This window comes from Amycolatopsis australiensis, assembly GCF_900119165.1.
In the GTDB taxonomy this organism is placed as follows: domain Bacteria; phylum Actinomycetota; class Actinomycetes; order Mycobacteriales; family Pseudonocardiaceae; genus Amycolatopsis; species Amycolatopsis australiensis.
This window is the reverse complement of the sequence record NZ_FPJG01000006.1, coordinates 4518599-4541473: the sequence shown is the minus strand read 5'-3', so window position 1 is coordinate 4541473 and position 22875 is coordinate 4518599. Positions and strand designations below refer to the sequence as shown.

Annotated in this window: 20 protein-coding genes and 1 pseudogene; 18 read left to right on the top strand and 3 right to left on the bottom strand. The window is 71.5% G+C overall.

What is annotated here, in order from left to right:
- Positions 1 to 52 precede the first annotated feature (52 nt).
- From BT341_RS22555 to BT341_RS22505, 11 genes are read left to right on the top strand one after another with little or no spacing between them, the layout of a single operon-like run.
- Complete coding sequence (locus tag BT341_RS22555) at positions 53 to 742, top strand: thioesterase II family protein (RefSeq protein ID WP_072478175.1); 690 nt, start codon at positions 53 to 55, stop codon at positions 740 to 742.
- A 51-nt stretch (positions 743 to 793) separates the two neighbouring features.
- On the top strand, positions 794 to 1912 hold the full coding sequence (locus BT341_RS22550) for an LLM class flavin-dependent oxidoreductase (RefSeq protein WP_072478174.1): 1119 nt from the start codon (positions 794 to 796) through the stop codon (positions 1910 to 1912).
- A 28-nt stretch (positions 1913 to 1940) separates the two neighbouring features.
- A complete protein-coding gene (locus BT341_RS22545) occupies positions 1941 to 2411 on the top strand; it encodes a nuclear transport factor 2 family protein (RefSeq protein ID WP_084742968.1) in 471 nt (156 codons plus the stop codon).
- A complete protein-coding gene (locus BT341_RS22540; RefSeq protein ID WP_072478173.1) occupies positions 2408 to 3097 on the top strand; it encodes an NADPH-dependent F420 reductase in 690 nt (229 codons plus the stop codon). Before BT341_RS22545 ends, BT341_RS22540 begins: the two co-directional genes overlap by 4 nt.
- Positions 3094 to 4233: an oxidoreductase gene (locus tag BT341_RS22535; RefSeq protein ID WP_072478172.1), complete on the top strand. Its 1140-nt coding sequence runs from the start codon at positions 3094 to 3096 to the stop codon at positions 4231 to 4233. The genes BT341_RS22540 and BT341_RS22535 overlap by 4 nt, the downstream gene beginning before the upstream one ends.
- 21 nt (positions 4234 to 4254) lie before the next feature.
- On the top strand, positions 4255 to 5223 hold the full coding sequence (locus BT341_RS22530) for an AvrD family protein (protein WP_084742967.1): 969 nt from the start codon (positions 4255 to 4257) through the stop codon (positions 5221 to 5223).
- 34 nt (positions 5224 to 5257) lie between these two features.
- Positions 5258 to 5965 (top strand): AAA family ATPase, encoded by a 708-nt coding sequence (locus tag BT341_RS22525; RefSeq protein WP_072478170.1) that lies wholly within the window; start codon positions 5258 to 5260, stop codon positions 5963 to 5965.
- The gene (locus tag BT341_RS22520) at positions 5962 to 6972 is read left to right on the top strand and encodes a beta-ketoacyl-ACP synthase III (RefSeq protein ID WP_072478169.1); all 1011 of its coding nucleotides are present in this window, start codon (positions 5962 to 5964) and stop codon (positions 6970 to 6972) included. The genes BT341_RS22525 and BT341_RS22520 overlap by 4 nt, the downstream gene beginning before the upstream one ends.
- Before the next feature lie 19 nt (positions 6973 to 6991).
- Positions 6992 to 7294, top strand: coding sequence for an acyl carrier protein (locus tag BT341_RS22515; protein WP_072478168.1), 303 nt, complete (start codon positions 6992 to 6994; stop codon positions 7292 to 7294).
- Positions 7291 to 7896: an AAA family ATPase gene (locus BT341_RS22510; protein WP_072478167.1), complete on the top strand. Its 606-nt coding sequence runs from the start codon at positions 7291 to 7293 to the stop codon at positions 7894 to 7896. The genes BT341_RS22515 and BT341_RS22510 overlap by 4 nt, the downstream gene beginning before the upstream one ends.
- Positions 7893 to 8378, top strand: a complete 486-nt coding sequence (locus BT341_RS22505) for a flavin reductase family protein (protein WP_072478166.1) — start codon at positions 7893 to 7895, stop codon at positions 8376 to 8378. The genes BT341_RS22510 and BT341_RS22505 overlap by 4 nt, the downstream gene beginning before the upstream one ends.
- Before the next feature lie 341 nt (positions 8379 to 8719).
- Here BT341_RS22505 and BT341_RS22500 read toward each other — a convergent pair whose 3' ends face one another.
- The gene (locus tag BT341_RS22500; protein WP_072478165.1) at positions 8720 to 9082 is read right to left on the bottom strand and encodes an ArsR/SmtB family transcription factor; all 363 of its coding nucleotides are present in this window, start codon (positions 9080 to 9082) and stop codon (positions 8720 to 8722) included.
- A 178-nt stretch (positions 9083 to 9260) separates the two neighbouring features.
- Here BT341_RS22500 and BT341_RS22495 point away from each other — a divergent pair, with 178 nt between their 5' ends.
- Positions 9261 to 10652 carry an MFS transporter gene (locus tag BT341_RS22495; RefSeq protein WP_072478164.1) on the top strand — a complete coding sequence of 464 codons (1392 nt, stop codon included), beginning with the start codon at positions 9261 to 9263 and terminating at the stop codon, positions 10650 to 10652.
- Between the two features lie 150 nt (positions 10653 to 10802).
- Complete coding sequence (locus BT341_RS22490) at positions 10803 to 11585, top strand: helix-turn-helix transcriptional regulator (RefSeq protein ID WP_072478163.1); 783 nt, start codon at positions 10803 to 10805, stop codon at positions 11583 to 11585.
- 157 nt (positions 11586 to 11742) lie between these two features.
- Here the strand turns inward: BT341_RS22490 and BT341_RS22485 are convergent, their stop codons facing one another.
- Positions 11743 to 15114, bottom strand: a complete 3372-nt coding sequence (locus BT341_RS22485; RefSeq protein ID WP_072478162.1) for a TM0106 family RecB-like putative nuclease — start codon at positions 15112 to 15114, stop codon at positions 11743 to 11745.
- Positions 15115 to 15363: 249 nt separating this feature from the next.
- Between BT341_RS22485 and BT341_RS22480 the strand changes: the two genes are divergently transcribed.
- Entirely contained in the window at positions 15364 to 18051 is a 2688-nt protein-coding gene (locus tag BT341_RS22480; RefSeq protein ID WP_072478161.1) for a glycoside hydrolase family 9 protein, read from the top strand.
- Between the two features lie 247 nt (positions 18052 to 18298).
- Here BT341_RS22480 and BT341_RS47355 read toward each other — a convergent pair whose 3' ends face one another.
- Positions 18299 to 19057 carry an IclR family transcriptional regulator gene (locus BT341_RS47355; protein WP_218177757.1) on the bottom strand — a complete coding sequence of 253 codons (759 nt, stop codon included), beginning with the start codon at positions 19055 to 19057 and terminating at the stop codon, positions 18299 to 18301.
- A 73-nt stretch (positions 19058 to 19130) separates the two neighbouring features.
- Between BT341_RS47355 and BT341_RS22470 the strand changes: the two genes are divergently transcribed.
- From BT341_RS22470 to BT341_RS47670, 4 genes and pseudogenes are all read left to right on the top strand, one after another.
- Complete coding sequence (locus tag BT341_RS22470) at positions 19131 to 19922, top strand: 2-keto-4-pentenoate hydratase (RefSeq protein ID WP_072478159.1); 792 nt, start codon at positions 19131 to 19133, stop codon at positions 19920 to 19922.
- Complete coding sequence (locus BT341_RS22465) at positions 19919 to 20854, top strand: acetaldehyde dehydrogenase (acetylating) (RefSeq protein ID WP_072478158.1); 936 nt, start codon at positions 19919 to 19921, stop codon at positions 20852 to 20854. The genes BT341_RS22470 and BT341_RS22465 overlap by 4 nt, the downstream gene beginning before the upstream one ends.
- Entirely contained in the window at positions 20851 to 21870 is a 1020-nt protein-coding gene (gene dmpG, locus BT341_RS22460; RefSeq protein ID WP_072478157.1) for a 4-hydroxy-2-oxovalerate aldolase, read from the top strand. Before BT341_RS22465 ends, dmpG begins: the two co-directional genes overlap by 4 nt.
- A 16-nt stretch (positions 21871 to 21886) precedes the next feature.
- Positions 21887 to 22668 (top strand): annotated as a pseudogene (locus BT341_RS47670) (IS5 family transposase).
- Positions 22669 to 22875: the final 207 nt, after the last annotated feature.

Below are 22875 nucleotides of genomic sequence, written 5' to 3'. Positions count from 1 at the left end.
AAGGCCAAGCTCCATCCGACTTCGCCGGCCAGCCGCCTGGGGGTTCACGTCCATGCATTCGCGCAGCCCGCACACCCTGATCGCCTTTCACCACGCCGGCGGCTCGGCGGCGACGTTTCTTCCCTGGCGGAAAGCGCTCGCCCCGCTGGTTCGATTGGTGCCGGCGACCTGGCCACGCCATTCCGGATACGCGTGCCGGACCGACGAGGAAACCGAACTCCTCGTTTCCCGGATCAGTGCACAAATCGGACCGTTGACTTCGGCGCCGTACAGCGTCTACGGGCACAGCATGGGGGCCACCGTCGGGCTGGCCGTCAGCCTGTACCGGCTCGGCCACGGCCTGACCGCGCCCCGGGAGCTGCTGGTGGGCGCGGCCGCGGCACCGGATGCACCGATCGACGGCTCGATCGTGCGGCTCATCGCCGGTTCCGGCCGGCCGGCGGCCGGCTCGTCGGTCGCCGAGCTGAACCGGCGGCGGCTCACCGACGACCTGCGGATACTGGATGCCCTGCGGCGCTACTGCGTCCGCGTTTTGCGGGAACCGGCCGGCTTCCCGATCCACGTCTTCACGGGAACCCGCGATCCGCTGTGCCATCCGGCCGCCGCGCAGCGATGGAGCCGGTACACCACGGACATCTGCACCGCCGAGACCGTCGACGGCGACCATTACTTCCACCGGGATCCCGGATTCGTCCGCCGGATCACCGAATTCTTCGCTGAGCCCGCGGCTCTGGCGCGATAACCATCGACGCACCTGTTCTTCTGCGGTTCACCGAGAAAGGGTCGAAAGTAGATGAAACCTGATCGTATCGATTTCGGCGTCTTCATGTCGCCGATGCACCCGGTCGGCGAAGATCTCACACTTCTTTACGAACGCGACCTCGAGCTGGCCGAACTGCTCGACCGGCTCGGTTACCGCGAATACTGGCTCGGCGAGCACCATTCCATGGGCTGGAACACCATCGGCGCGCCGGAACTGCTCATCGCCGCCGCGGCGCAGCGCACCTCGCGGCTGACGCTGGCCACCGGCGTGGCCACGCTGCCCTATCACCACCCCTTCATGGTGGCCAGCCGGGCCCTGCACCTCGACCACCTCACCCGCGGGCGGTTCGTCCTCGGTGTCGGCGCCGGGTCCATCCCGGTCGACGCCCGGACACTCGGGGTCGAGATGAGCGACATCCGGTCCATGATGGGCGAGTCGCTCGACGCGGTCGTGCGGCTGATCAACAGCGAAGAGCGGGTCACGAAGAAGACTTCGTGGTTCACGCTCAACGACGCGCGCATGCAGCTCGCGCCCTACCGCGACCCGATCGAGATCGTCGCGGCCAGCGTCGGCTCGCCGAACAGCATGCGCCTGGCCGGCCGGTACGGAACCAGCGTGGTGTCCTTCGGCGCGCCGCGGCCCGGCCACCCGCCGGTGGATCTGCGCAAGCAGTGGGCGTACGCGGAGGAGTCCGCGGCGGAGCACGGCAACACGATGGACCGCCGCCGGTGGCGGATCACGCTGCCGGTGTACGTGGGCGAAACCCGCCGTCAGGCCATCGAGGACGTCCGCGCCGGCTACGACCGCTGGACGCAGGAGTACTGGCGCGACGTGCGCGGGCTGGACATCAGCGTCGACGGCGTGCCCGACGACCGGCTGCTCGACCGCTCGATCGACCTCGGCGGGGTGCTCGTCGGGTCCGTCGAGGACGTCGTGGCCGGCATCCGCCACCTGCAGGAGGTCACCGGCGGTTTCGGCACGCTGCTGGTCTACGCGCAGGACTGGGCCGACTGGGACAAGACCAAGCGCAGCTACGAGCGGCTCGCCCGGTACGTCGCGCCGCACTTCACCGGCTCGACCCGGCGGCTGACCGAGTCGATCGAGTGGTTCAAGGAGAACCGGCACACCTTCGGCCAGCTCACCCCCTGACCCCGCGGAAAACCTCACGGAGACGCGAATGACGACCACCCCGACCATCCCGAAGCTGACCGCCGAAACCCGGCAGGAACTGGTCGACCTCACCGTTTCGCTGGCCTGGCACCTCGACCACGAGCAGTGGGACGAACTGCCGGAGCTCTTCACCGAGCGGGTGCTGCTCGACTACACCAGCCTCAACGGCGGCGCACCCACGCTCGTTCCGCGCGCCGACATGATCGCGAAGTGGCGCACCAACCGGACTCCGCTGAAAGCCACCCAGCACCTCCTCGGCAACCACCTGGTCACGCGGACCGGGGAAACCACCGCGGTCGCCACCGCGATGTTCCAGGCCACCCACCTGCTGCCCAACGACCAGGGCGGGCCGCTCTGGACGCTCGGCGGCGAATACGCCTACTCGTTCGTCGACGCGGACGGCACCTGGCTGATCGACGGCCTCACGATGAAGCTGCTGTGGGCCGACGGCAACCGCAACATCCGGGATCTGCGATGACCGGGGAAAGGGGAAACACCGTGCAGCCGCCGAGTTCGCCGGTACCGGCCATCCTCGGGGTGGGCGGGATCGGCGTGCCCATCGCCCGCCTCTGGTCCGCGGCGGGACACGAGATCGCGCTCGGCTCGCGCGAGCCCGGACGGCTCCGCGCGCGGATCGCGCCGCACCGGATCACGGGTGAGGTGACCACGCTCGTCGAGGCCGCCGCCGCGGCCGACGTCGTGCTGCTCGCCGTCCCCTACCCCGCACTGGACGAGGTGCTCGATCAGGTCGGTCCCGCCCTGGCCGGCAAGATCGTCATCGACGCGACCAACCCCATGGGCCTGTCCGAGGAAGGCCACATCATCTCCACCCTCGGCACCGCCCTCACTTCGGGGGAAGCGACGGCGAAACGGTTGCCGCACAGCCACGTCGTGCGAGCGTTCAGCCACGTCATGGAGGAACTGCTGTGGCCACGCGGTACCGGCCAGCGGCACTTCTGGGGCATGGCACTCGCCGGGGACGACCCCCGGAGCAAGGACACCGTCGCCGCACTGGTCCGCGACGCCGGGTTCACGCCGGTCGACATCGGGTCGCTCGCCGAGTCCCGGCCCCTCGACCCCGGCGGCGTGCTGTTCCCGCACATGTTCACCCCCGCCGACCTCGCCCGAGCCGTCGGCGCCCGGACACCGGTGGCCGCCCGGTGACCGGGGCGACGCGGCAGGAGCTCGCGCCGGCGGCGAGAACCGCGCCGTTGCACAGCCGGTTCGACGGCGCGGGCCTGCACCTGCGCAACCGGATCGTCATGGCGCCGATGACCCGTGCCATGTCGCCGGGCGGGATCCCCGGTCCGGACGTCGCCGCGTACTACGCGCGCCGTGCCGCCGGCGGGGTCGGCCTGATCGTCACCGAGGGCACCGTCGTCGATCACCCCACTTCGAGCAGCCGGGACGACATCCCCCGCTTCCACGGTGACGCTCTCGCCGGCTGGCAGGCGGTCGCCGAGGCGGTGCACGCCGAGGGAGCCGCGATCATCCCGCAGCTGTGGCACGTCGGCTGGGACCCGCTGCACTGGGGACGGGACGCGGACGGGCCGCCCCGGCCCGCCCCGAGCAGCCCGTCCGGCATCGACCCGGACAGCGGGAACCGGGTTCCGCCGATGACGCTCGCGGACATCGGAGATGTGATCGCCGCGTTCGCCGGCGCCGCACGGTCCGCCCGCCGGATCGGGTTCGACGGCATCGAACTGCACGCGGCGCACGGCTACCTGATCGACCAGTTCCTGTGGAAGACGACGAACCGCCGGACCGACCGGTACGGCGGCCCGGCGATCCGGGACCGGGCGCGCTTCGCCGCCGACGTCGTCACCGCCTGCCGGGAAGCGACCGGACCGGATTTCCCGGTCGTGGTCCGCCTTTCCCAGTGGAAGGTCGGGCACTACCAGGCCCGCCTCGCGGACGACCCGGCGGAGCTGGCCGAGCTCCTGGAACCGCTCGCCGAGGCCGGCGCCGACGTCTTCCACTGCTCGCAGCGGCGGTTCTGGCGGCCCGAGTTCGCGGGGTCGCGCCTCAACCTGGCCGGCTGGGCGAAGAAGCTCACCGGCAGGCCGGCCATCACCGTCGGCTCGGTCGGCCTGGCCGACAGCGACTTCCTCGGCTACCTCGAAGGCAAGGGCGCCGCCACCGCCGACGTCGACGAGGTGTGCGCCCGGCTCGCCGCGGGCGAGTTCGACCTGGTCGCGGTCGGGCGTGCCCTGATCGCCGATCCCGACTGGCCGCGCCGCATCCGCAGCGGCCACCCGACCCGCCCCTTCGACGCGGCCATGCTGCACGCGTTGCACTGACCCGGACGAATCGAGGTCGTCATGGCAGAATCCACGAGACTGTTGTTGCCGTCGCTCGACGAATACCTCGGACCGGCGGACAAGCGCTTCTTCGGCGCGGGCTACCGGCGCCCCCGGCACTCCCTTTCCGCGGTTTCGGTCACCGCGCACCCGGACGGCACCGGCGTCATCTCGGGCGTCGCGGCCGTCGAATACCCGAAAGACTGGTCCCGCAAGGGAACGGCCGACCAGCCGCCGCACTTGAGCACCGTCGACGTCATCGTGCTCGGCGAACGGCTTGCCGCGCTGTACCTGCAGGCGGCGTTCGGTGTTTCCGCCGGCGACCCGCGCGTCGAGGCGCTGGGGACGATCCGGATCTCCGCCGGATCGTCCCCGGTCGAAGAAGAGCTGGCCGGCTTCCGGGTCGAGGCGCGGGCGGCGTCCACAATGGACCTCGGCACGCCGTCGGTCGTGTGCACCACATTCGACTGCGCCATCGCCAATCTCCGCCTGGTCGTTTCCCTGCGGCATCCCCCGGGCGAGCGGCGGGACACGACGGCCCCGGTACCGGACGTGACCGGGCCGCCGAGCGGACGGCGTCCATTCGCGACCGGCTGGGCGGAGCGTGCCAACACCGCGTCCGACGTGGTCGTCGACCGCGACACCCTGACCGCGTCGGCACGGGCGCGGTTCGGCCCGGCGCCGTCCGGCCCGGTCCGTCCGCAGGACCTGGTCGTCGACGCGTTCGTCGTGACCCTGCAGCTCGGCCAGATCCTGCTCTACGAGCTGGACCGGTTCGACCGCGCCGACAGCAACACGCTGTGGATGCGGCAGACGGAGATCCGGTGGCCCACCCGGCCCCGGGACGTGGCCGGCCTCCCGGCCGCGACGACCCGGCTCGTCCGCCCGCGGCTGCTCGACCGGGGCACCGGCCGCTGGCGGGTGGCCGACATCCGCGGCGACGTCTACGGCGTCGCCGTCCACTGCGCGATCGCTCACCTCGTTCCCTGACCCGCGTTCCCCCAGCACTCAGCAAGGAGTCCTCATGCGACTGGCGATTTCGGGCACCTATTCCGTCGGCAAGACCCTCACCACGATGGCGGTTTCGCACCTGACCGGGCTGCCGCGCAGCGCGGCGCTCACCATGCGCGAGCTGCTGCCGATCTCGGTACCGGGCAAGACGCTCGAGGAGTGCACCGCGGCGGAGATCATCATGCTGATCACCCGCCGCAACCAGGGCCGCGCGGTCAACGAGAGCCACCTGCCGGACGGGTTCGTCTCGGACGGCTCGTCGCTGCACGAGTGGTGCTACGGCACCGTGCGCGTCCTGGTCGGGATCAACCCCAACGAGTCGGTCGACCTGGAGAACGTCGAGCTGACCGACGAGCTGTCCTTCTACGCCGAGGTGATGCGGCAGATCGGAGTGCCGGCGAAGCAGCACGCCAAGCAGTCCTACGACTCGTTCGTGCACCTGCCCATCGAGTTCCCGCTCGTCGAGGACGGCCACCGGCCGGTCAACGAACGGTTCCGCGCGCTGGCCGACCGGATGCTGCTGGAAAACCTCGAAGAGCTCGGTATTCCGGTGCACATCGTCGGCGGGACCATCCCGCAGCGGCTGCAGAAGATCCTCGACATCTACGGGTTCGCCCCGCGGATGTCGATCGACGAAGCCATCGAGCGGGCCCAGGCCGACTACGCGCGGATCGACACGACCCCGGAAGCGCAGCGGGCCCCGGCCGGGGCGGTGCGATGACCGGGGTGGTGCTCACCGGGATCGGCGGAGCACTGCCCGACAACCACGTCAGCAACGCCGATCTCGCCGGGCTGATGGACACCTCGGACGAGTGGATCCGCGGCCGGACCGGCATCGCCGGCCGGTACTGGTCGCGCACGACCTCCACCGGCGACCTGGCGGTGGCCGCCGGGCGGCGCGCCCTCGACTCGGCCCAGCGCGACGAGGTCGACCTGGTCGTGCTCGCCACCACCACGCCCGACCACCCCTGCCCGGCCACCGCGCCCGCGGTGGCCGCCCGGCTGGGCCTCGGGCCGGTCGGGGCGTTCGACGTCGCCGCGGTGTGCAGTGGCTTCGTCTACGCGCTCGCGGTGGCGAAGGGTTTCCTCGCCGGTGGGCTCGCGCGGTCCGCGCTGGTGATCGGCGCCGAGACGTACTCGACCATCCTCGACCGCGAGGACCGGTCCACGGCGGTGATCTTCGGCGACGGCGCGGGCGCCGTCGTGCTGTGCGCGGCCGAGCCGGGCACCCCGGCGTCCCTGGAGCACATCGACCTGGGCAGCAACGGCGAGGACCGGCAGCTGGTCTGGGTTCCCGGCGGGGGTTCGTACGAGCGCACCCATCCCGGCGCCGACCGCAGCACCCGCTTCGCGATGCTCGGCCGGGAGGTGTTCCGCACCGCGGTGACCCGGATGGCCCAGTCCTCGGAAGCGGTGCTGCGGCGATCGGGGTGGACGACCGCGGACCTCGACTGGATCGTCGGGCACCAGGCGAACGAGCGGATCCTCGGCGCGGTCGCCGATCGGCTGGCGGCCGACCGGTCGAAGCTGATCATGAACCTCGACCGGGTGGGCAACACCTCGGCCGCCTCGATTCCGCTCGCCTTGCTCGACGCCGTCACGTCGGGCCTGCTCGCCGGCGGCGACCGGCTGCTGCTCACCGCGTTCGGCGGCGGCACGACCTGGGGGTCGGCCACCTTGGTGTGGCCCGAGGTGAAGGCCGAGCCCGCCGATCTGATCCCGACCTGACCAACGGACAGGAACTGTGATGAACGATCAAGCGACACAAGCGGTCGTCGGCTACCTCGTCGAGGCGATCACCACCCGGCTGGAGAACGTCGACCTGCCCGCGGACCCGGTCACGGGCGACAGCGCGTTCGAAGACCTGGGCCTGGACTCCATCAACCTCGTCGAGCTCGCCCTGCTGGTCGAGCGCGAGCTGCGGGTCGTGGTCACCGACGCGCAGCTCGCCGAATGGGGAACGGTCGGGGCCGCGGGCGCGCACATCGCCGCCTCCGTCACGGACAGCTCGGTCGTGCCGCAACCGGCGAACCCGGGCGGTGCCTCGTGAAGATCGCGGTGATCGGGGCCTACGGGAACGGCAAGTCGACGCTGTCCGAGTCGTTGTCGGCGGAACTCGGGGTGCCGCGCGTGCACGCCACCCCGATGGCCCTGCAGGAGGGCGCGCTGCGCACCTCGCTCGAAGAATGCACGGACCTCGAGCTGGTCCAGCTGGTCGCGCGACGGCTCGTCGAACGGGTCGGCGCGGAGGCCGCGGCCGGCGACGGCTTCGTCTCCGACGGCTCGGTGCTGCACGAATTCGTCTACGCGGCAACGCGGTTCCGTCATGGCTTGCATCCGCGTTCGGTGGATGCCGAGGCGCGGCCCGAGCTGCCCAGGGAAGCTGAGATCATCGAGCGTGTTTCGGTGGAGGCCGGCCGGTATGCGGCGCAGACGTATCACGCCTTCGTCCACGTGCCGAACGAACGCCCGCTCGCGGACGAGCCGCCGCCCATCAGCGAGGCGTTCCGGGAACTGCTCGACAGCCGGATGCTGTCGGTGGCCGGGAACCTCGGCGTGCCGGTGATCCGCGTCAAGGGCGACCGGTCGCAACGCCTGGCGATGGCGGTCCGGCAGCTCGGCGAAACCGCCGGGGCGGAGGCCGGGACATGACCAGCGCACCGGCCGCGGCCGAGGTGACCAGGCACTGCTACGCCCGGCACCCGGCCGCGGTGGCGGTGGTCGCCGCGGTGGTCGGCGGGACCGGGCAGGCGATGGTGTGCACGTCCCTGAACGCGGTGTCGCTGTCGCCACCGATCATGTCGGTGGCGATCCGCAAGGAATCGACGACGTGGCCGCTGCTGCGCACGGCGGAGACGGTGGGCGTCAGCGTGCTGTCCGACCTGCAGGACGACGTGGCTTTCCGGATCGCCCGGCGGCCGGCCGCGGAACGGCTCAACGACATCCCGGTCGTCGTGGCGGCCGACGGAACCGCGGTGCACGTGCTCGGCGCCGCGCTGCACTACCGGTGCCGGCTGGGCACCACGAGCGAGGTCGGCGACCACTGGCTGGTCACGCTGCCCGTCCTGACCTCGACGAGTCACGACGACGTGAACCCGCTGGTGTTCCCGATCCGGTCGCGCCCGGCGGGCTGACCCGCCGCGGCGGCGATGGTTGTGTGGACCATGGACGTTGCCGGCGATTGAGCGGCGCGCCGGGTCGATCACGGCGAAGACCTCCGTGTGTGGTGCTGGTGCCCGACGCCGGCACCGAACACAACGGAGGTCTTCGTTTTCCCCACCCAATGCCCGGCCGCAGCCCGCCGAAGCCCGCTTCACCCGCCGTTATCGGCCGCAGACAGTCGGCACCGGCGAACGCTTCGACCGCACCCTCGCCGGAGAATGAGCCTTCGCGGAGCCTTTCGCCGGTTCACAGCACCGAGCCCACACCGGCTGCCGCCCGTGCCCCGCGCCGGCAACCTCAGTGGGCACGACAGTCAGTGCCGGCCGGAGTCCGCCCCGGCCGGCCGGCGGGCGGTCTCCGGCATGGCCATGATCGCTTCGATCAGGCCGGGGGCGACGGACTCCAGATCCGCTCGCCGCAGGGTGTTCATCTTCGACGTGCCGACGTAGTACTGGCGGATGACGCCGGCCTGCCGGAGCACCTTGAAGTGGTGCGTGCCGGTGGATCGGCTGACGTTGATGTCGAAGTGGCCGCACGCGATGTCCGTGTCGGAGGCGAACAGCTGGCGGACGATGCTGCGCCGGACCGGGTCGACGAGAGCGTCGAGCAAGCCTTGCGCGGTGATCTCGTCCACCTCGATGTGGTCGGTGACGCGCTCCTCGGTGGCGATCTGCACAGTCGGCTCCTTCCCCGCACGATGCTACCACCGCCATCGTACTTTGATCGCCGTCAAATTTCGATGCCGATCATACGTTGATCACCATCATCGTTTGACAGCCATCAACGTATGTGGTCTCCTGAGCGGGCACGCCGGTCCGGTACGGACCACCGAGCTCCCAGGGGGTTTCATCGAAATGGGCAGTCCCGTGACGTCGGATCTGGCGGCGCCCGCCGCGGCCGGCCGGACCGCGGTGAAGATCGCCGCGCTGGCCGCCGGCTTCGTCATGGCTTCGCTCGACACCACCGTCGTGAACGTCGCCGGTGCGCGCATCCAGCAGGACCTGGCCGTGTCGGTCACCGAGCTGACCTGGATTGTGGACGGGTACGTGCTGACCTTCGCCGCCCTGCTGCTGCTCGCCGGCGGCATGGCGAACCGGCTGGGCAGCCTGCGCGTCTACATGTGGGGCATGGCCGTGTTCGTCGCCGCGTCCCTCGCCTGCGCGGTGGCGCCGGACGGCGCGTTCCTGATCGGCGCGCGGCTGGTGCAGGGCGCCGGCGCCGCCCTGTTCATGCCCAGCTCGCTCGCGTTGCTCGTGCGGTCGTTCCCCGACACGCGGCAGCGGACCCGGATCCTGGGCCTGTGGTCGGCCATCGTCGCCACGGCGTCGGGCATCGGCCCGACGGTCGGCGGCCTCATGGTCTCGGCGTTCGGCTGGCCGAGCATCTTCCTGATCAACCTGCCGATCGGGCTGCTCGGCGCGGTGCTGACGTGGCGGTACATCACGCCCACGGCACGCAAGGGCGCTCCGGTACCGTTCGGCGGGCACGCGCTGGCCATCGCCATGGTCGCCGCGATGTGCTTCGCGCTCATCGAAGGCCCCGAGCAGGGTTGGCTCGCCCCGGCCGTCCTCATCGCCTACGCGGTCGCGATCGCCTCCGCCGCGGCGCTGGTACTGCGGGAGCGGAAGACGTCGTCGCACGTCATCCCGTGGGAGCTGTTCCGGCTGCCGCCGTTCGCCGGCGGCAACGTGATCGGGTTCCTGTTCAACTTCGCGCTTTTCGGCGGGATTTTCGTCCTCGGGTTGTTCCTGCAGCAAGCGCGCGGCGTCGCGCCGTTCACGGCCGGGCTGCAGCTGCTGCCGATGACGGTGTTCTTCCCCATTTCGAACATCGTTTACTCGAAGATCTCCGGCCGGTACTCCAACGGACTACTGCTGACGGTTTTCCTCGGCATCGCCGCGGCTTCGACGGTCAGCCTGGTGTTCATCTCGCCCGCGACGTCGTATTGGCAGCTGGCGCTGGCGATGGGCCTGGCGAACATCGGGGCGGGCATCATTTCCCCGGCGATGACCGCCGTTCTCGTCGACGCGGCCGGGGTCGAACACGCCGCCATAGCAGGTTCGGTGCTGAACGCCAACCGCCAGTTCGGTTCTCTGTTCGGCATCGCCGCGATGGGCGTCGCGATCAGCGTGAACCACGATTGGTACGCACGCGCCTCGGTCGCATTCGCCGCGATCACCATCGCCTACCTGCTGGGTGCGGTCTGCGCCTGGCGCACGGTGTGGAAGCCGCGATTGCGACAGTGAGACGGTGACGCTTTTCACAAACAAGGCGACCCGTTTTGCGAAGTTCGGATCAAAGCCGATCCATTGGTCGGTTGACGTTCTCCGCAAACGGCCGCTAGCCTCCGATGTTGTCTTGCCCGAGTTCGGCATGGACATCAACCGGGGGCCTTGATGACGTCGAAACAGCGTGTTGCGGACCGCAGGGAACAGCTCAGCGAATTCCTCAGGGCAAGGCGGGCGCGGGTGAAACCGGCGGACGTCGGCCTCCCCGAAGGAGGGCGCCGCAATACTCCCGGCCTGCGCCGGGAAGAAGTCGCATTACTGGCCGGAGTAAGCGCCTCCTGGTACACCTGGCTCGAACAGGGACGTAACATCCGCGTTTCGGCAGCGGTACTCGACTCGATTTCCTCGGCGCTCGCGCTCGACCCGGTCGATCGGGTCCACCTCTACAACCTGGCTGAGATGAATCCACCGAAGATCGAATTCTCCGCGACGGAAAGCGAGCGACGCGTGCTCGAGCACTTCGCGCGGGCGGTACGCCATCCGGCGTTCATCGTCGACAAGTACTGGGACATCCTGTACGCGAACCCGCCGGCCGCCCGGATCATCCGGCTGGACGAGGACTCGGAGAACTTCCTGGAACTGTTCTTCCTGGACCGGCGTTATCGCGACATCTACGTGAACTGGGACGAGGTCGCCGAATGCTTCGTCGGCAGCCTGCGCATCCGCGCCGGAACCGAGCCGGACGACGCCGAACTGGCCGACCTGGTGAGCAGGCTGAGCCGCGACTGGACGTTCCGCTCGTTGTGGAAGCGGCATTCGACGGCCCACAGCAAGGCCCGCGTCGTGACACTGCGCACCCCGGACGAGGGCGAGCAGAACTACGACGCGACGTCCCTGGACCTCAGCGGTTGCGACGACATTCACCTCATCGGGTACATCCCGCAGGACTGACACCGATCCGGTAGTGCCGCACGGCGTTGCAGCGTAAGCCGCTCCGACGGCCGGGACCGGTCTTCCCACATCGCGGACGCCGATCCACGCGACGACCGGCGTCCGCGGCAGCGACCAGTGGCGGCGCTGCGCCGGCCCCCACGGACGGCTGGCCCCGCTACGCGGGAGGCCAGCGCCGGGCCTCGCCCAGCAAGCCGATCATGCCCGCCACCAGGCGCATCTGGTCCACCGTGCGGATGTCGGCCTCCACCAGCTTGGCCGAGCACACCAGGACCGCCAGGACCTGGGCCCGCGACAGGGCGACGTTCAACCGGTTGCGGGACAACAGGAAGTCGAGGCCGCGAGGCAGGTCGACCGCCGAGGACGACGTCATCGTGGTGATCACCACCGGGGCTTCCTGGCCCTGGAAGCGGTCGACCGTGCCCACCCGCACGCCCGGGAAGCCGGCGTCCGCCAGCGCCCGCGTCACCGTCCGCGCCTGCAGGTTGTACGGGGCCACCACGAGGACGTCCGTGTCGGCCAAGGGGCGGGCCGGGCCGTGGTCCGTCCACATGCGACCGATCAGCGCCGCCACGACGTCGACGACCGCCGCGGCTTCCTCCACCGAACGCGTCGTGTTGCCGTGGTGGTCGACCTCGGCCAGGTAGAGCCCGGCGGGGACGCCGGAAAGGACGCGCTCGGCGGCCGACGGGTGCGCGCGCAGGCGTCCCGCGTAGGACAGCTTCGACACCGGCTCGCACACCGCGGGGTGCATGCGCCGCGTCTCGTCGAGGAAGTAGCCCAGCGCCGCCGGCATGATGTCGGCCTCGCCGATCAGGTGGCCCAGCGCCGACGCCTCCGCGCCCGCCGGGTGGGTTCCCTGCACCACCTGCGGCAGCTGCTGCGGGTCGCCCAGCAGCAGCAGGTTCTTCGCGCACGTCGACACGGCGAGCGCGTCGGCCAGGGCGAACTGGCCCGCCTCGTCGATGATCAGCAGATCGAAGGGCTCCTCGCGGACCGCGGCGTTGGCGAACGTCCACGCCGTGCCGCCGACCAGGTGGCCCGTGTCGTGCTCCTGCCGCCACTTCACCAGCGCCGGATTGCTCTTCGGCTGCTCCCACGGCGCGTCCGGGTCCGGCGCCCGCTTCGCCCGCTTGGCGCAGGGCAGTTCCGGCGCGCTCTTCTTCGCCGCGCTCAGGACGTTTTCCACGGCCTTGTGGCTGGTGGAGGTGACGGCGACGGTGCGCCCGGCTCGCACGAGGCGGGCGATCAGCTTCCCGGCCAGGAACGTCTTGCCCGCCCCCGGCGGTCCCTGCACCGCGAGCGTCGAGCCGTCGAGGGCTTCGACCGCGTCGATCACCGTGGCGATCAAGTCGGTCCCCGGCTCGGGCAGGGGCGCTCCACCGCGCAGCCGCGGCGGCGTCCGCCGGAGCAGGTCGACGCCGGGGTGCCGCGGCAGCGCGGGGAGCGCGTCGACGACCAGCTGCGCCAGGTCGGCGACCGCGTCGTCCTTGGGCGAGGGCCGCACCGGGCTGCCCGGCAGCACGGCGGACGGCCGGTCGGCCGAGGTGGCGTCGGGCGGGCTGCTCTCCTCCAAGGTCAGCTCCACCGCCGACGCGGCCGCGACCTTCGCGTCGCGGGTGACGCCGTCGTAGCGCAGCCGGACTTCGTCGCCGGACGCGAACGGGTGCGGCCGGTCCGGGTCGCACGCCAGGACCAGCGTCCGCTTCGCGGTGCGGACACGCCCGGCCGGCGGGACCCATTCCCCCGCCTCGACCGACACCGGCACGGTGCACGACGTGTCGACCTCGAGGTCGCCGAGCGGGGCGGCCAGCTGGCGGAAGTACTCCCACCACGCGGGGTTGGTCTCGCGGCGGTGGTAGCCGACCGCCGCCGCGAGCAGCGCGCGGGCCCGCTCGTCGGCGGTGAACTCGTCCGGGTCGTCCGGCAGGCCGTCGAGCAGCGGGTCGACGAGCGCGGCCAGCCGCGCGGCGCGTTCGGCCCGGCGCTCGGCGGCGACGTCCTCCTCCGCCGCGCGCAGCAGCGCGTCCTCGGGCGGCTCCTCCGCCGCGGACCCGGGCTCGATGCCGGCGTCGGCCCGGACCTGGTGCAGGAACTCGAACAGCCGCAGCGCCGAGACGCAGTCCTCCTCGCTGTCCCCGACGATGCCGCGCAGGACCTCCTCCGCGCGGTCCGGCTCGGCGGACCGCGTGACCAGCAGGTACTCCTCGTAGGCCTCGACGTCCGAGAGCGCGGTCTTCGCGTCGCCTTCGCGGGTGCCCGGCCGGTAGAGCGGCTCGAGGTGGCGGATCGAATACGACCGCTGCGAGACCCGCAACGCCTTGCGGACCACCGTGTGCAGATCCACCAGCGCGCCCCCGCGCAGCAGCTGGTCGACGGTTTCCTCGCGGGTGCCGTGCACGGCGGCGAGCCGCTTGATCGCCGTGACTTCGTACGGCCCGTAGTGGTAGACGTGCGAGCCGGGGTGCTCGGCGACCCGCGCGGCGGCGAAGTCGACGAACTGCTCGAAGGCGCGCTTCTCCTCGGCGCGGCTGTGCGCCCAGAACGGCGTGAACCGCTGGTCACCGCCCGGGGTCAGGGCGCCGAAGAGGAACTCCAGCCCTTCGCCCGCCAGCGCGTGCGGGTCACCGGCGAGATCGGCGAAGACGTCGCCCGGCGCGGGGGCCGGCAGGGCGGCCAGCGCGTCAGGATCGACGATCTCGTAGCTGACCTCGCCCGTGGTGTCCTGCCGCAGCTGCAGTGCGGCCTGCGCGCGCAGGGCGGTGAACGCGGTGACGGACAGGTCCCGCGGCCGGTCGCCCGGCGTGGCCGCCGCGAGCGCCTCGACGGAGCCCAGCCCCGCGGCGACGAGCTTGCGGCGCTGGTCGCCGCGCATCCCGGCGACGAGCATGAGGTCGCGGTCGGCTTCCCGGCCCGACGCGCAGTGGCGGGCGTACCCGCAGCCGGCGCAGGCCGGGCGTTCGTCGGCCCACAACGGCGCCGGCAACGCCGGTGTGCGGCCGCGCAGCCGGGCTCGCAGCCGGTCCACCAGGGGCCGGAAGTCCTCGCTGCGGAAGGTGCGGGCACTGCCGTCACCCAGGCGCAGGTACACGTGCGGGCCGGTCGGCCAGCCCGCCCGGCGCAGCGCGTCGGCGAACGCGATCAGGCGGACCACCGCCGCGGGCTTGGCCTGCCGGGCCGGTTCCGCGTCGTGGACCTCGTAGCGGCCTTCGCCGTCTTGGATCAGGAAGTCCGCGACGCCGGAGAAATCCTCGTCGTGGAGGACGGCCGGGTGGATCACGGCCGCGCCCGACCACAGCGCCGCCGCGGTGGCCTCGGCGGCGGCGACGCGGTCCCGGGTGTCGATCTCGAAGACGTCGTGGCCTTCCCGGCGCAGGCGGGCGAGCATGACCCGGGCGGCGGCGCGCCGGCGCCGGCCGGCGGCGGGGTCGGGCGCGGGCCGCGGCGCGCCCGGCAGGTCCGCGGCCAGGTTGAGCAGGCTGCGGTGTTCGCATTCGAGCAGGTCGGCGAGATCGGCTGGGGTGTGCATCGCCCGGCAGTCTGACACGGCGGTACACCCGGTCGGAGCAGCCCGGGCCGGACACGCCGCAGTACCTCGCGGCGGCAGCCTATCCTGAGAGCGCTCCCAACAGCTCTGTCCAGTCCGTCCCGGCGGGTTACGACGGACGGCCTCGGCAAGCGCCGCCAAACCGGCTAGCGAAAATGTCGATCCTTTACATGACCCATGGCCGTCCTTACTCTTCCACCCTGGAAGCGCTCCCAGAATCGAGGAGGCGGCGTGCGCGGTTCAACGACGAACGCGATGTCCCGGGCGGTCGTGGCGCTGCTCGTGCTCGGGCTGGCCCTCGTGGTCCCGGCGCTGTCCGCCAGGGCCGGCGCCGCCACCGGGAAGTTCAACTACGGCGAGGCGCTGCAGAAGGCCGTCTGGTTCTACGACGCGCAGCGCTCCGGCGCCCTGCCCGCCGACAACCGGGTTTCCTGGCGCGGGCCGTCCGCGCTGGACGACGGCAAGGACGCCGGGCTCGACCTCACCGGTGGGTTCTACGACGCCGGTGACCACGTCAAGTTCGGGCTGCCCTTCGAGTTCAGCATGACCATGCTCGCCTGGGGCGCGCTGGAGAACCGCGCCGCTTACCAGAGTTCCGGGCAGTGGCAGTACCTGCTGTCCAACCTGCGCTGGGGCGACGACTGGCTGATCAAGGCGCACCCGCAGCCCGACGTGCTCTACGGCCAGGTCGGCAAGGGCGACGACGACCACAAGTGGTGGGGCCCGGCCGAGACGATGGCCATGGCCCGGCCCGCCTACCGCATCGACGACTCCTGCCCGGGTTCCGACCTCGCCGGCGAGGCCGCCGCGCAGATGGCCGCCGGCTCGATGGTGTTCCAGTCCGGCGATCCCGCCTACGCGGCCACCCTGCTCACCCACGCCAAGCAGCTGTACTCCTTCGCCGACAACCACCGCGGCGTCTACTCCAACTGCATCACCGACGCCCAGAACTTCTACAAGTCCTGGAGCGGCTACCAGGACGAGCTGGTGTGGGGCGCGATCTGGCTCTACAAGGCCACCGGCGACAGCAGCTACCTGACCAAGGCGCGCGCCGAGTACGAGAAGCTGTCCACCGAACCGCAGACCACCACCCGCTCCTACCGCTGGACGCTCGCCTGGGACGACAAGTCCTACGGCACCTACGTCCTGCTCGCCCAGCTCACCGGCGACCCCGAGTACGTCACCGACGCCAACCGCTGGCTGGACTGGTGGACCACCGGCGTCAACGGCCAGCACGTGCCCTACTCCCCCGGCGGCCAGGCCGTGCTCGACCAGTGGGGCTCGCTGCGGTACGCGGCGAACACCGCGTTCGTGGCCCTCACCTACGCGGACTGGTTACGCACCAACGATCCCGCCCGCGCGGCCACCTACCACGACTTCGCCGTGCGGCAGATCAACTACGCGCTCGGCGACAACCCGCGCGGCGCGAGCTTCGAGGTCGGGCTCGGCGTCAACCCGCCCCGCAACCCGCACCACCGCACCGCGCACGGCTCCTGGGCCGACAACATCAACGAGCCCGCGCAGAGCCGGCACATCCTGTACGGCGCGCTCGTCGGCGGGCCCACCACGACCAACGACGCCTACACCGACGACCGCACCAACTACACCATGAACGAGGTGGCCCTCGACTACAACGCCGGCTTCACCGGTGCGCTGGCCCGCCTCTACGGCGAGTACGGCGGCACGCCGCTGGCGAGCTTCCCTCCGCGGGAAACCCCGGACGGCCCGGAGATCCTGGCGCAGGGCGCGCTCAACCAGCCGGACGGCGGGACGTTCACCGAGGTGAAGGCGTACGTCATCAACAAGTCGGCGTGGCCGGCGCGCACGTTCACCGGCTCGCTGCGCTACTACTTCACGCTCGACGGCGCGACCACGCCCGGCCAGATCTCGGTCACCTCGGCGTACAACCAGTGTGACGCGCCGGCCCTGCACCAGTTCTCCGGGCCGGTCTACTACGTCGAGGTGCCGTGCTCCGGCGGTGTCGCCCCCGGCGGCCAGTCCCGCTACCGCAAGGAAGTGCAGTTCCGGATCACCAGCACCGGAACCTGGGACCCGGCGAACGACTGGTCGCACACCGGCCTCGCCCCCGCCGGGACCGCGCCCGCCGACGACGCGAAACTCGTGCTCACGCAGGGGTCCGCGGTGCTGTGGGGCAGCCAGCCGGGACAGTCCACAGGGGACACGACCCCGCCGACCCCGCCGACGGGCGTCACCGCGGCGGCCGGCAGCACCAGCGTCGGTCTCACCTGGACCGCGGCCACCGACGACGTCGGCGTCGCCGGGTACGACGTGCTGAACTCGGCCGGCGCGACGGTCGGCAGCACCACGAGCACCAGCTACCAGGTCACCGGCCTCACCCCCGGCACCGCGTACACGTTCTCGGTCCGCGCCCGGGACGCCGCCGGCAACCAGTCGCCCGCCAGCAGCCCGGTGTCGGTCACCACGACGACCGGCGGCGGCACCACCGGCACCGGCTCGCTCGCCGTGCAGCAGCGCGCCGGCAGCGGCGTCACCGACAACCAGATCCGCACCAGCCTGCAGATCGTCAACCGCGGCAGCACGTCCGTCGCGCTGAACACCGTCACCGCGCGCTACTGGTTCACCGGCGACGCCACCAACCCGGGCTACCAGGTTTGGTGCGACTACGCGGTTCCCGGCTGCGGGAACGTCACCGTGCGCGTGGTGAAGCTGAGTACGCCGCGCCCGGGAGCGGACGCCTACGTCGAGGTCGGCTTCAGCGGCGGGTCTCTGGCCGCCGGCGCCGGCACCGGCGAAGTCCAGATCCGGGTCGCCAAGGCCGACTGGTCGGCGTTCAACCAGGCCGACGACTACAGCTACCGCACGGCGGCGTCGTTCACCGACCTCGCCACCGCCACGGCCTACCAGTCCGGCACCCTCAGCTGGGGCACCGAACCCTGACCGGGGCCGCCAGGCGGGCGTCACCCAGGCCACCGCCACGGCCCGGCCGGTGATCGCGCCCGCGCCGCGGAGCGACGTCCGGACAGCAGGAGGAAGAGGACCACGCCCCGCCGGCGGTGGGACGCCACCAGCAGGGCGGTCAGCGCGATGGCCGGGTGCCCGCTGGGCAGGCTGTTGGCGGCGTAGTGCCGGGGCGACGGCACCAGCGGTGGCCGCGGCGGAGACGACCGGGGCGAACGGTCTTCGTTCAGGCCGGCTCGGCGGTGCGGCGCAGCGTCCGCGACAGGCCCAGCGCGGCCGTCCGGACCGCCGGGGCCAGGTGCGCCGGGCGGAACTGCTCGCGCGGGACCGCCACCGACAACGCCGCCACGGCGACCGCGCCGCTGAACACCGGTGCGGCGATGCAGCTCACGCCGGGCGTGGCCTCCTGCTCCTCGTACGCCAGGCCGGACACCTGCGTCTGCTCCAGAGCCGTGCGCAGCCGGACCGGGTCGGTGATCGAGGACGGCGTCAGCCGCGGCAGCGGGTCCGCGAGGATCGCCGCCGCCAGCCCGGGCTCGGAGAACGCCAGCAGCGCCTTGCCGATCGCCGTGCACGTGAGCGGGAGCCTGCCGCCGATGCGGGAGGGCAGCGGCACCGCGTCGTGGCCGTGGATCCGTTCCAGGTACACGACTTCGCGGTCGTCCCGGATTCCGAAATGGACGGTCTGGCGGGTGCTCTCGAACAGGTCCTGCAGGAACGGCAGCGCGGCCTCGCGGAGGTCGTGCCGGCGGGGCACGAGGGAACCCAGCTCGAACAGCGTGCCGCCCAGCCGGTACCGCTCCCCCGCGCGTTCCAGGAGGCCCAGCCGGACGAGGTCGCCCACCAGGCGGAACGCCGTCGTCTTGGTCAGCCCCGCCCGCGCCGCGAGTTCCGTCAGACGGAACGAACCGCCGTCCGGCCGGTAGACATCCAGGACGGCAGCCGCTTTGTCGAGCATGTTGCCGCTCTGGCTGTTCCGTGTCACGGTACGAACTTTGGCACACCGTCGCGGCGGGACCTATACCTGGCAGGTCACAATCCCTGCTGCGGAGGTCCCGATGAACGACGCCGTCCCCCGAGCCGCGGAGGCGCTGGCGGCCGCGGCCGCCCGCGCCACGCCGTGCCCGCCGATCCGTGATCTGTTCGCCGACGGCGACATCGACGCCGCCTACGCCGTGCAGCGGCTCGCCACGCAACGCCGGCTCGCGGCCGGGCACCGGCTCGTCGGGCGCAAGATCGGCCTGACCTCGCCGGCCGTGCAACGGCAGCTGGGTGTCGACCAGCCCGACTTCGGGGCATTGTTCGCCGACATGGCGCTCGGCGACGGCGGCACCGTCCCGGCCGGAAGGGTGCTGCAGCCCAAGGTGGAGGCGGAGATCGCGCTGGTCCTCGGCGCCGGCCTGCCGGGTCCGGACTGCTCGGCCGCCGACGTCCGCGCGGCCACGGCGTTTCTCGCCCCCGCGCTGGAGATCGTCGACAGCCGGATCGCCGGCTGGGACATCACCATCGTCGACACGGTCGCCGACAACGCTTCCTCCGGGCTGTTCGTCCTCGGCGACACCCGCGAGTCGCCCGACGCCGTCGAGCCGGCCGACGTCGAGATGCGGCTGCTGCGCGGGGACGAACTCGTCTCGCAAGGCACCGGCCGGGACTGCCTGGGTGACCCGCTGAACGCCGCGGCCTGGCTCGCCTCGGCACTGGCCCGCCGCGGCGAACCGCTGCGCGCCGGCGACATCGTCCTCACCGGCGCGCTGGGCCCCATGGTCGCCGCCGTCCCCGGCGACGTCTTCACCGCCCGGATCTCCGGGCTCGGCGACGTCACGGTCAGCTTCGAAGGGGCAGCCGCATGAGCACGAAAGTCGCGATCATCGGCTCCGGCAACATCGGCACCGACCTGATGATCAAGCTGCTGCGGCTGTCGGACCACCTCGACGTCGTGGCCATGGCCGGGATCGACCCCGATTCCGACGGCCTCGCCCGCGCCCGCCGCCTCAAGGTCGCCACCACCCACGACGGCGTCGACGGGCTCGTCCGGCTCGACGAGTTCGCCGACGTCCGGTACGTCTTCGACGCCACGTCCGCGGGCGCGCACCGCCGCCACGACGAGGTCCTGCGTGCCCTCGGCCGCACGGTCGTCGACCTCACGCCCGCGGCACTGGGACCGTACGTCGTGCCGCCGGTCAACCTCGGCGCGCACCTCGGCGCCGCCAACGTCAACATGGTCACCTGCGGCGGCCAGGCCACCATCCCGATCGTGGCCGCCGTCGGCGCGGTGACCCCCGTGCACTACGGCGAGATCATCGCGTCCATCTCCTCCCGCTCGGCCGGCCCGGGAACGCGCGCCAACATCGACGAATTCACCGAAACCACCGCGGCCGCGATCGAGCAGGTCGGCGGTGCCGCCCGCGGCAAGGCCATCATCATCCTCAACCCCGCCGAACCGCCGCTGATCATGCGCGACACCGTGCACTGCCTGGTGTCCGACATGGACGCTCTGGACACCGGCGCTGTCACCGCGTCGATCGAAGAGATGGTCGGGCGGGTGCAGGCCTACGTTCCCGGTTACCGGCTCAAGCAGAAGGTCCAGTTCGCCCGCGTCGCCGCCGACGATCCCCTGCACCGGCTGGTCCCGGCGGGCGACGCGGTCAAGGTCTCGGTGTTCCTCGAGGTCGAGGGCGCCGCGCACTACCTGCCGGCCTACGCCGGGAACCTCGACATCATGACCTCGGCGGCGCTGCGGACCGCCGAACGCATGGCCGCGCACCAGGAGGCAGTCCGATGACCGACCTGTACGTCCAGGACGTCACCCTGCGGGACGGCATGCACGCCATCCGGCACCGCTACACCGTCGAGCAGGCCCGGGCCATCGCCGGCGCGCTCGACGCGGCCGGCGTCGCCGCCGTCGAAATCGCCCACGGCGACGGGCTGTCCGGGTCCAGCATCAACTACGGCGTCGGCGCGCACACCGACTGGGAATGGATCGAGGCAGTCTGCGACGTCACCCGCCACGCCGTCCCCACCACCCTGCTGCTGCCCGGGATCGGCACGCTGCACGACCTGCGCCAGGCGCACCGGCTCGGCGTCCGTTCGGTCCGGATCGCGACGCACTGCACCGAGGCCGACATCGCCGCCCAGCACATCGGCGCCGCCCGCGAGCTCGGCATGGACGTCGCCGGGTTCCTGATGATGTCGCACATGGCCGGGCCGGAAGAGCTGGCCGGGCAGGCGAAACTGATGGAGTCCTACGGCGCGGCGTGCGTCTACGTCACCGACTCCGGCGGCCGCCTGACCATGGACGGCGTGCGGGACCGGGTCCGCGCCTACCGGGACGTCCTCGAGCCGGACACGCAGATCGGCATCCACGCCCACCACAACCTCGCCCTCGGCGTGGCCAACAGCGTGGTGGCGGTGGAGAACGGCGTGGTGCGGGTCGACGCCTCCCTGGCCGGCCAAGGCGCCGGCGCGGGCAACTGCCCGCTGGAAGCGTTCATCGCGGTGGCCGACCTGATGGGCTGGGACCACGGCTGCGAGCTGTTCCCGCTGATGGACGCGGCGGACGACCTCGTGCGTCCGTTGCAGGACCGCGAGGTCCGCGTCGACCGCGAAACCCTGAGCCTCGGGTACGCGGGGGTGTATTCGAGCTTCCTGCGCCACGCCGAGGCGGCCGCCTCGACGTACGGGCTGGACACCCGCGCGATCCTCGTCGAAGCCGGCCGCCGCGGCATGGTCGGCGGCCAGGAGGACATGATCACCGACATCGCGCTCGACCTCGCGGGTCAGGGCGTGTCCTGGAAGTGATCTGGCTGCGGTCCGGTTGGATGCGGACGTGGTAGGTCGTGGTGAGTCGACGGATAGGGCATGGGCGGTGATCGAGCCGCTGCTGCCACCGCGGCAAGGCGGTGGGCGGTGGTGGCGTGATCACCGCCAAGTCATTAACGCGACCTTGTGGAAACTCCGCACCGGCGCACCGTGGCGTGACCTGCCCGAACGCCGTCGGCGACCTCGAATGGATCATCTCGGTGGATTCCAGCGTGGTCCGGGCCCATCAGCAATCGGCTGGTGCCGGAAAAAGGGGGATGCAGCGACGGAGCCGAAGCCCTCGCCTGCGACGGCGAAGGACTCGGGCGATCCCGCGGCGGGCTATGCACCAAGATCCACTCGCTGTCGACGGGCGAGGCCTGCCGATGCGGTTTCTGCTCACACCCGGGGCAGGCGGGCGACAATCCGCGGCTGGTTCCGCTGCTGGACGGCATCAGCCTCGCCCGCCTCGGGCGAGGTCGTCCGCGATGCCGGCCGGAGACGGTGATCGCGGACTAGGCGTATTCGCACCCCTCGACCCGTCGGGCGATGCGGGACCGGCAGATCACCTTCGTCAGTCCTGAACGGGATGACCAGATCGCCCGCCGCGCGGCCAACGGCTCCTGCGGCGGGCGGCCACCCGCGTTCGATCCCGAGGTCTACACGCAGCGCAACGTGGTCGAACGCTGCTTCGACCACCTCAGGCAGTTTCGAGACCTGGCCACCCGCTACGCCAAACGCGCCGCCTGCTACCAGGCAGAACTCACCATCGCCGCCATCGTGCTCTGGCTCCGATGACTCACAGGACAGCTCCTAGGTGTGCTGCTGCTTCTGGTCGTTGGCACCCCGGGCCGGGTGTTTTGAGTCTTCTGCAGGAGCCTCTCCCGAATGGCAGGCGCGACCGTACGCAGTCCCGAAACCGGATCGCGGTCTTCTGACCGGACCGCGGGTGGATCGCCGGCGTGGCGGAGGACGGTCGGGCGCCGGTTCGCGCGCCTGACCGGT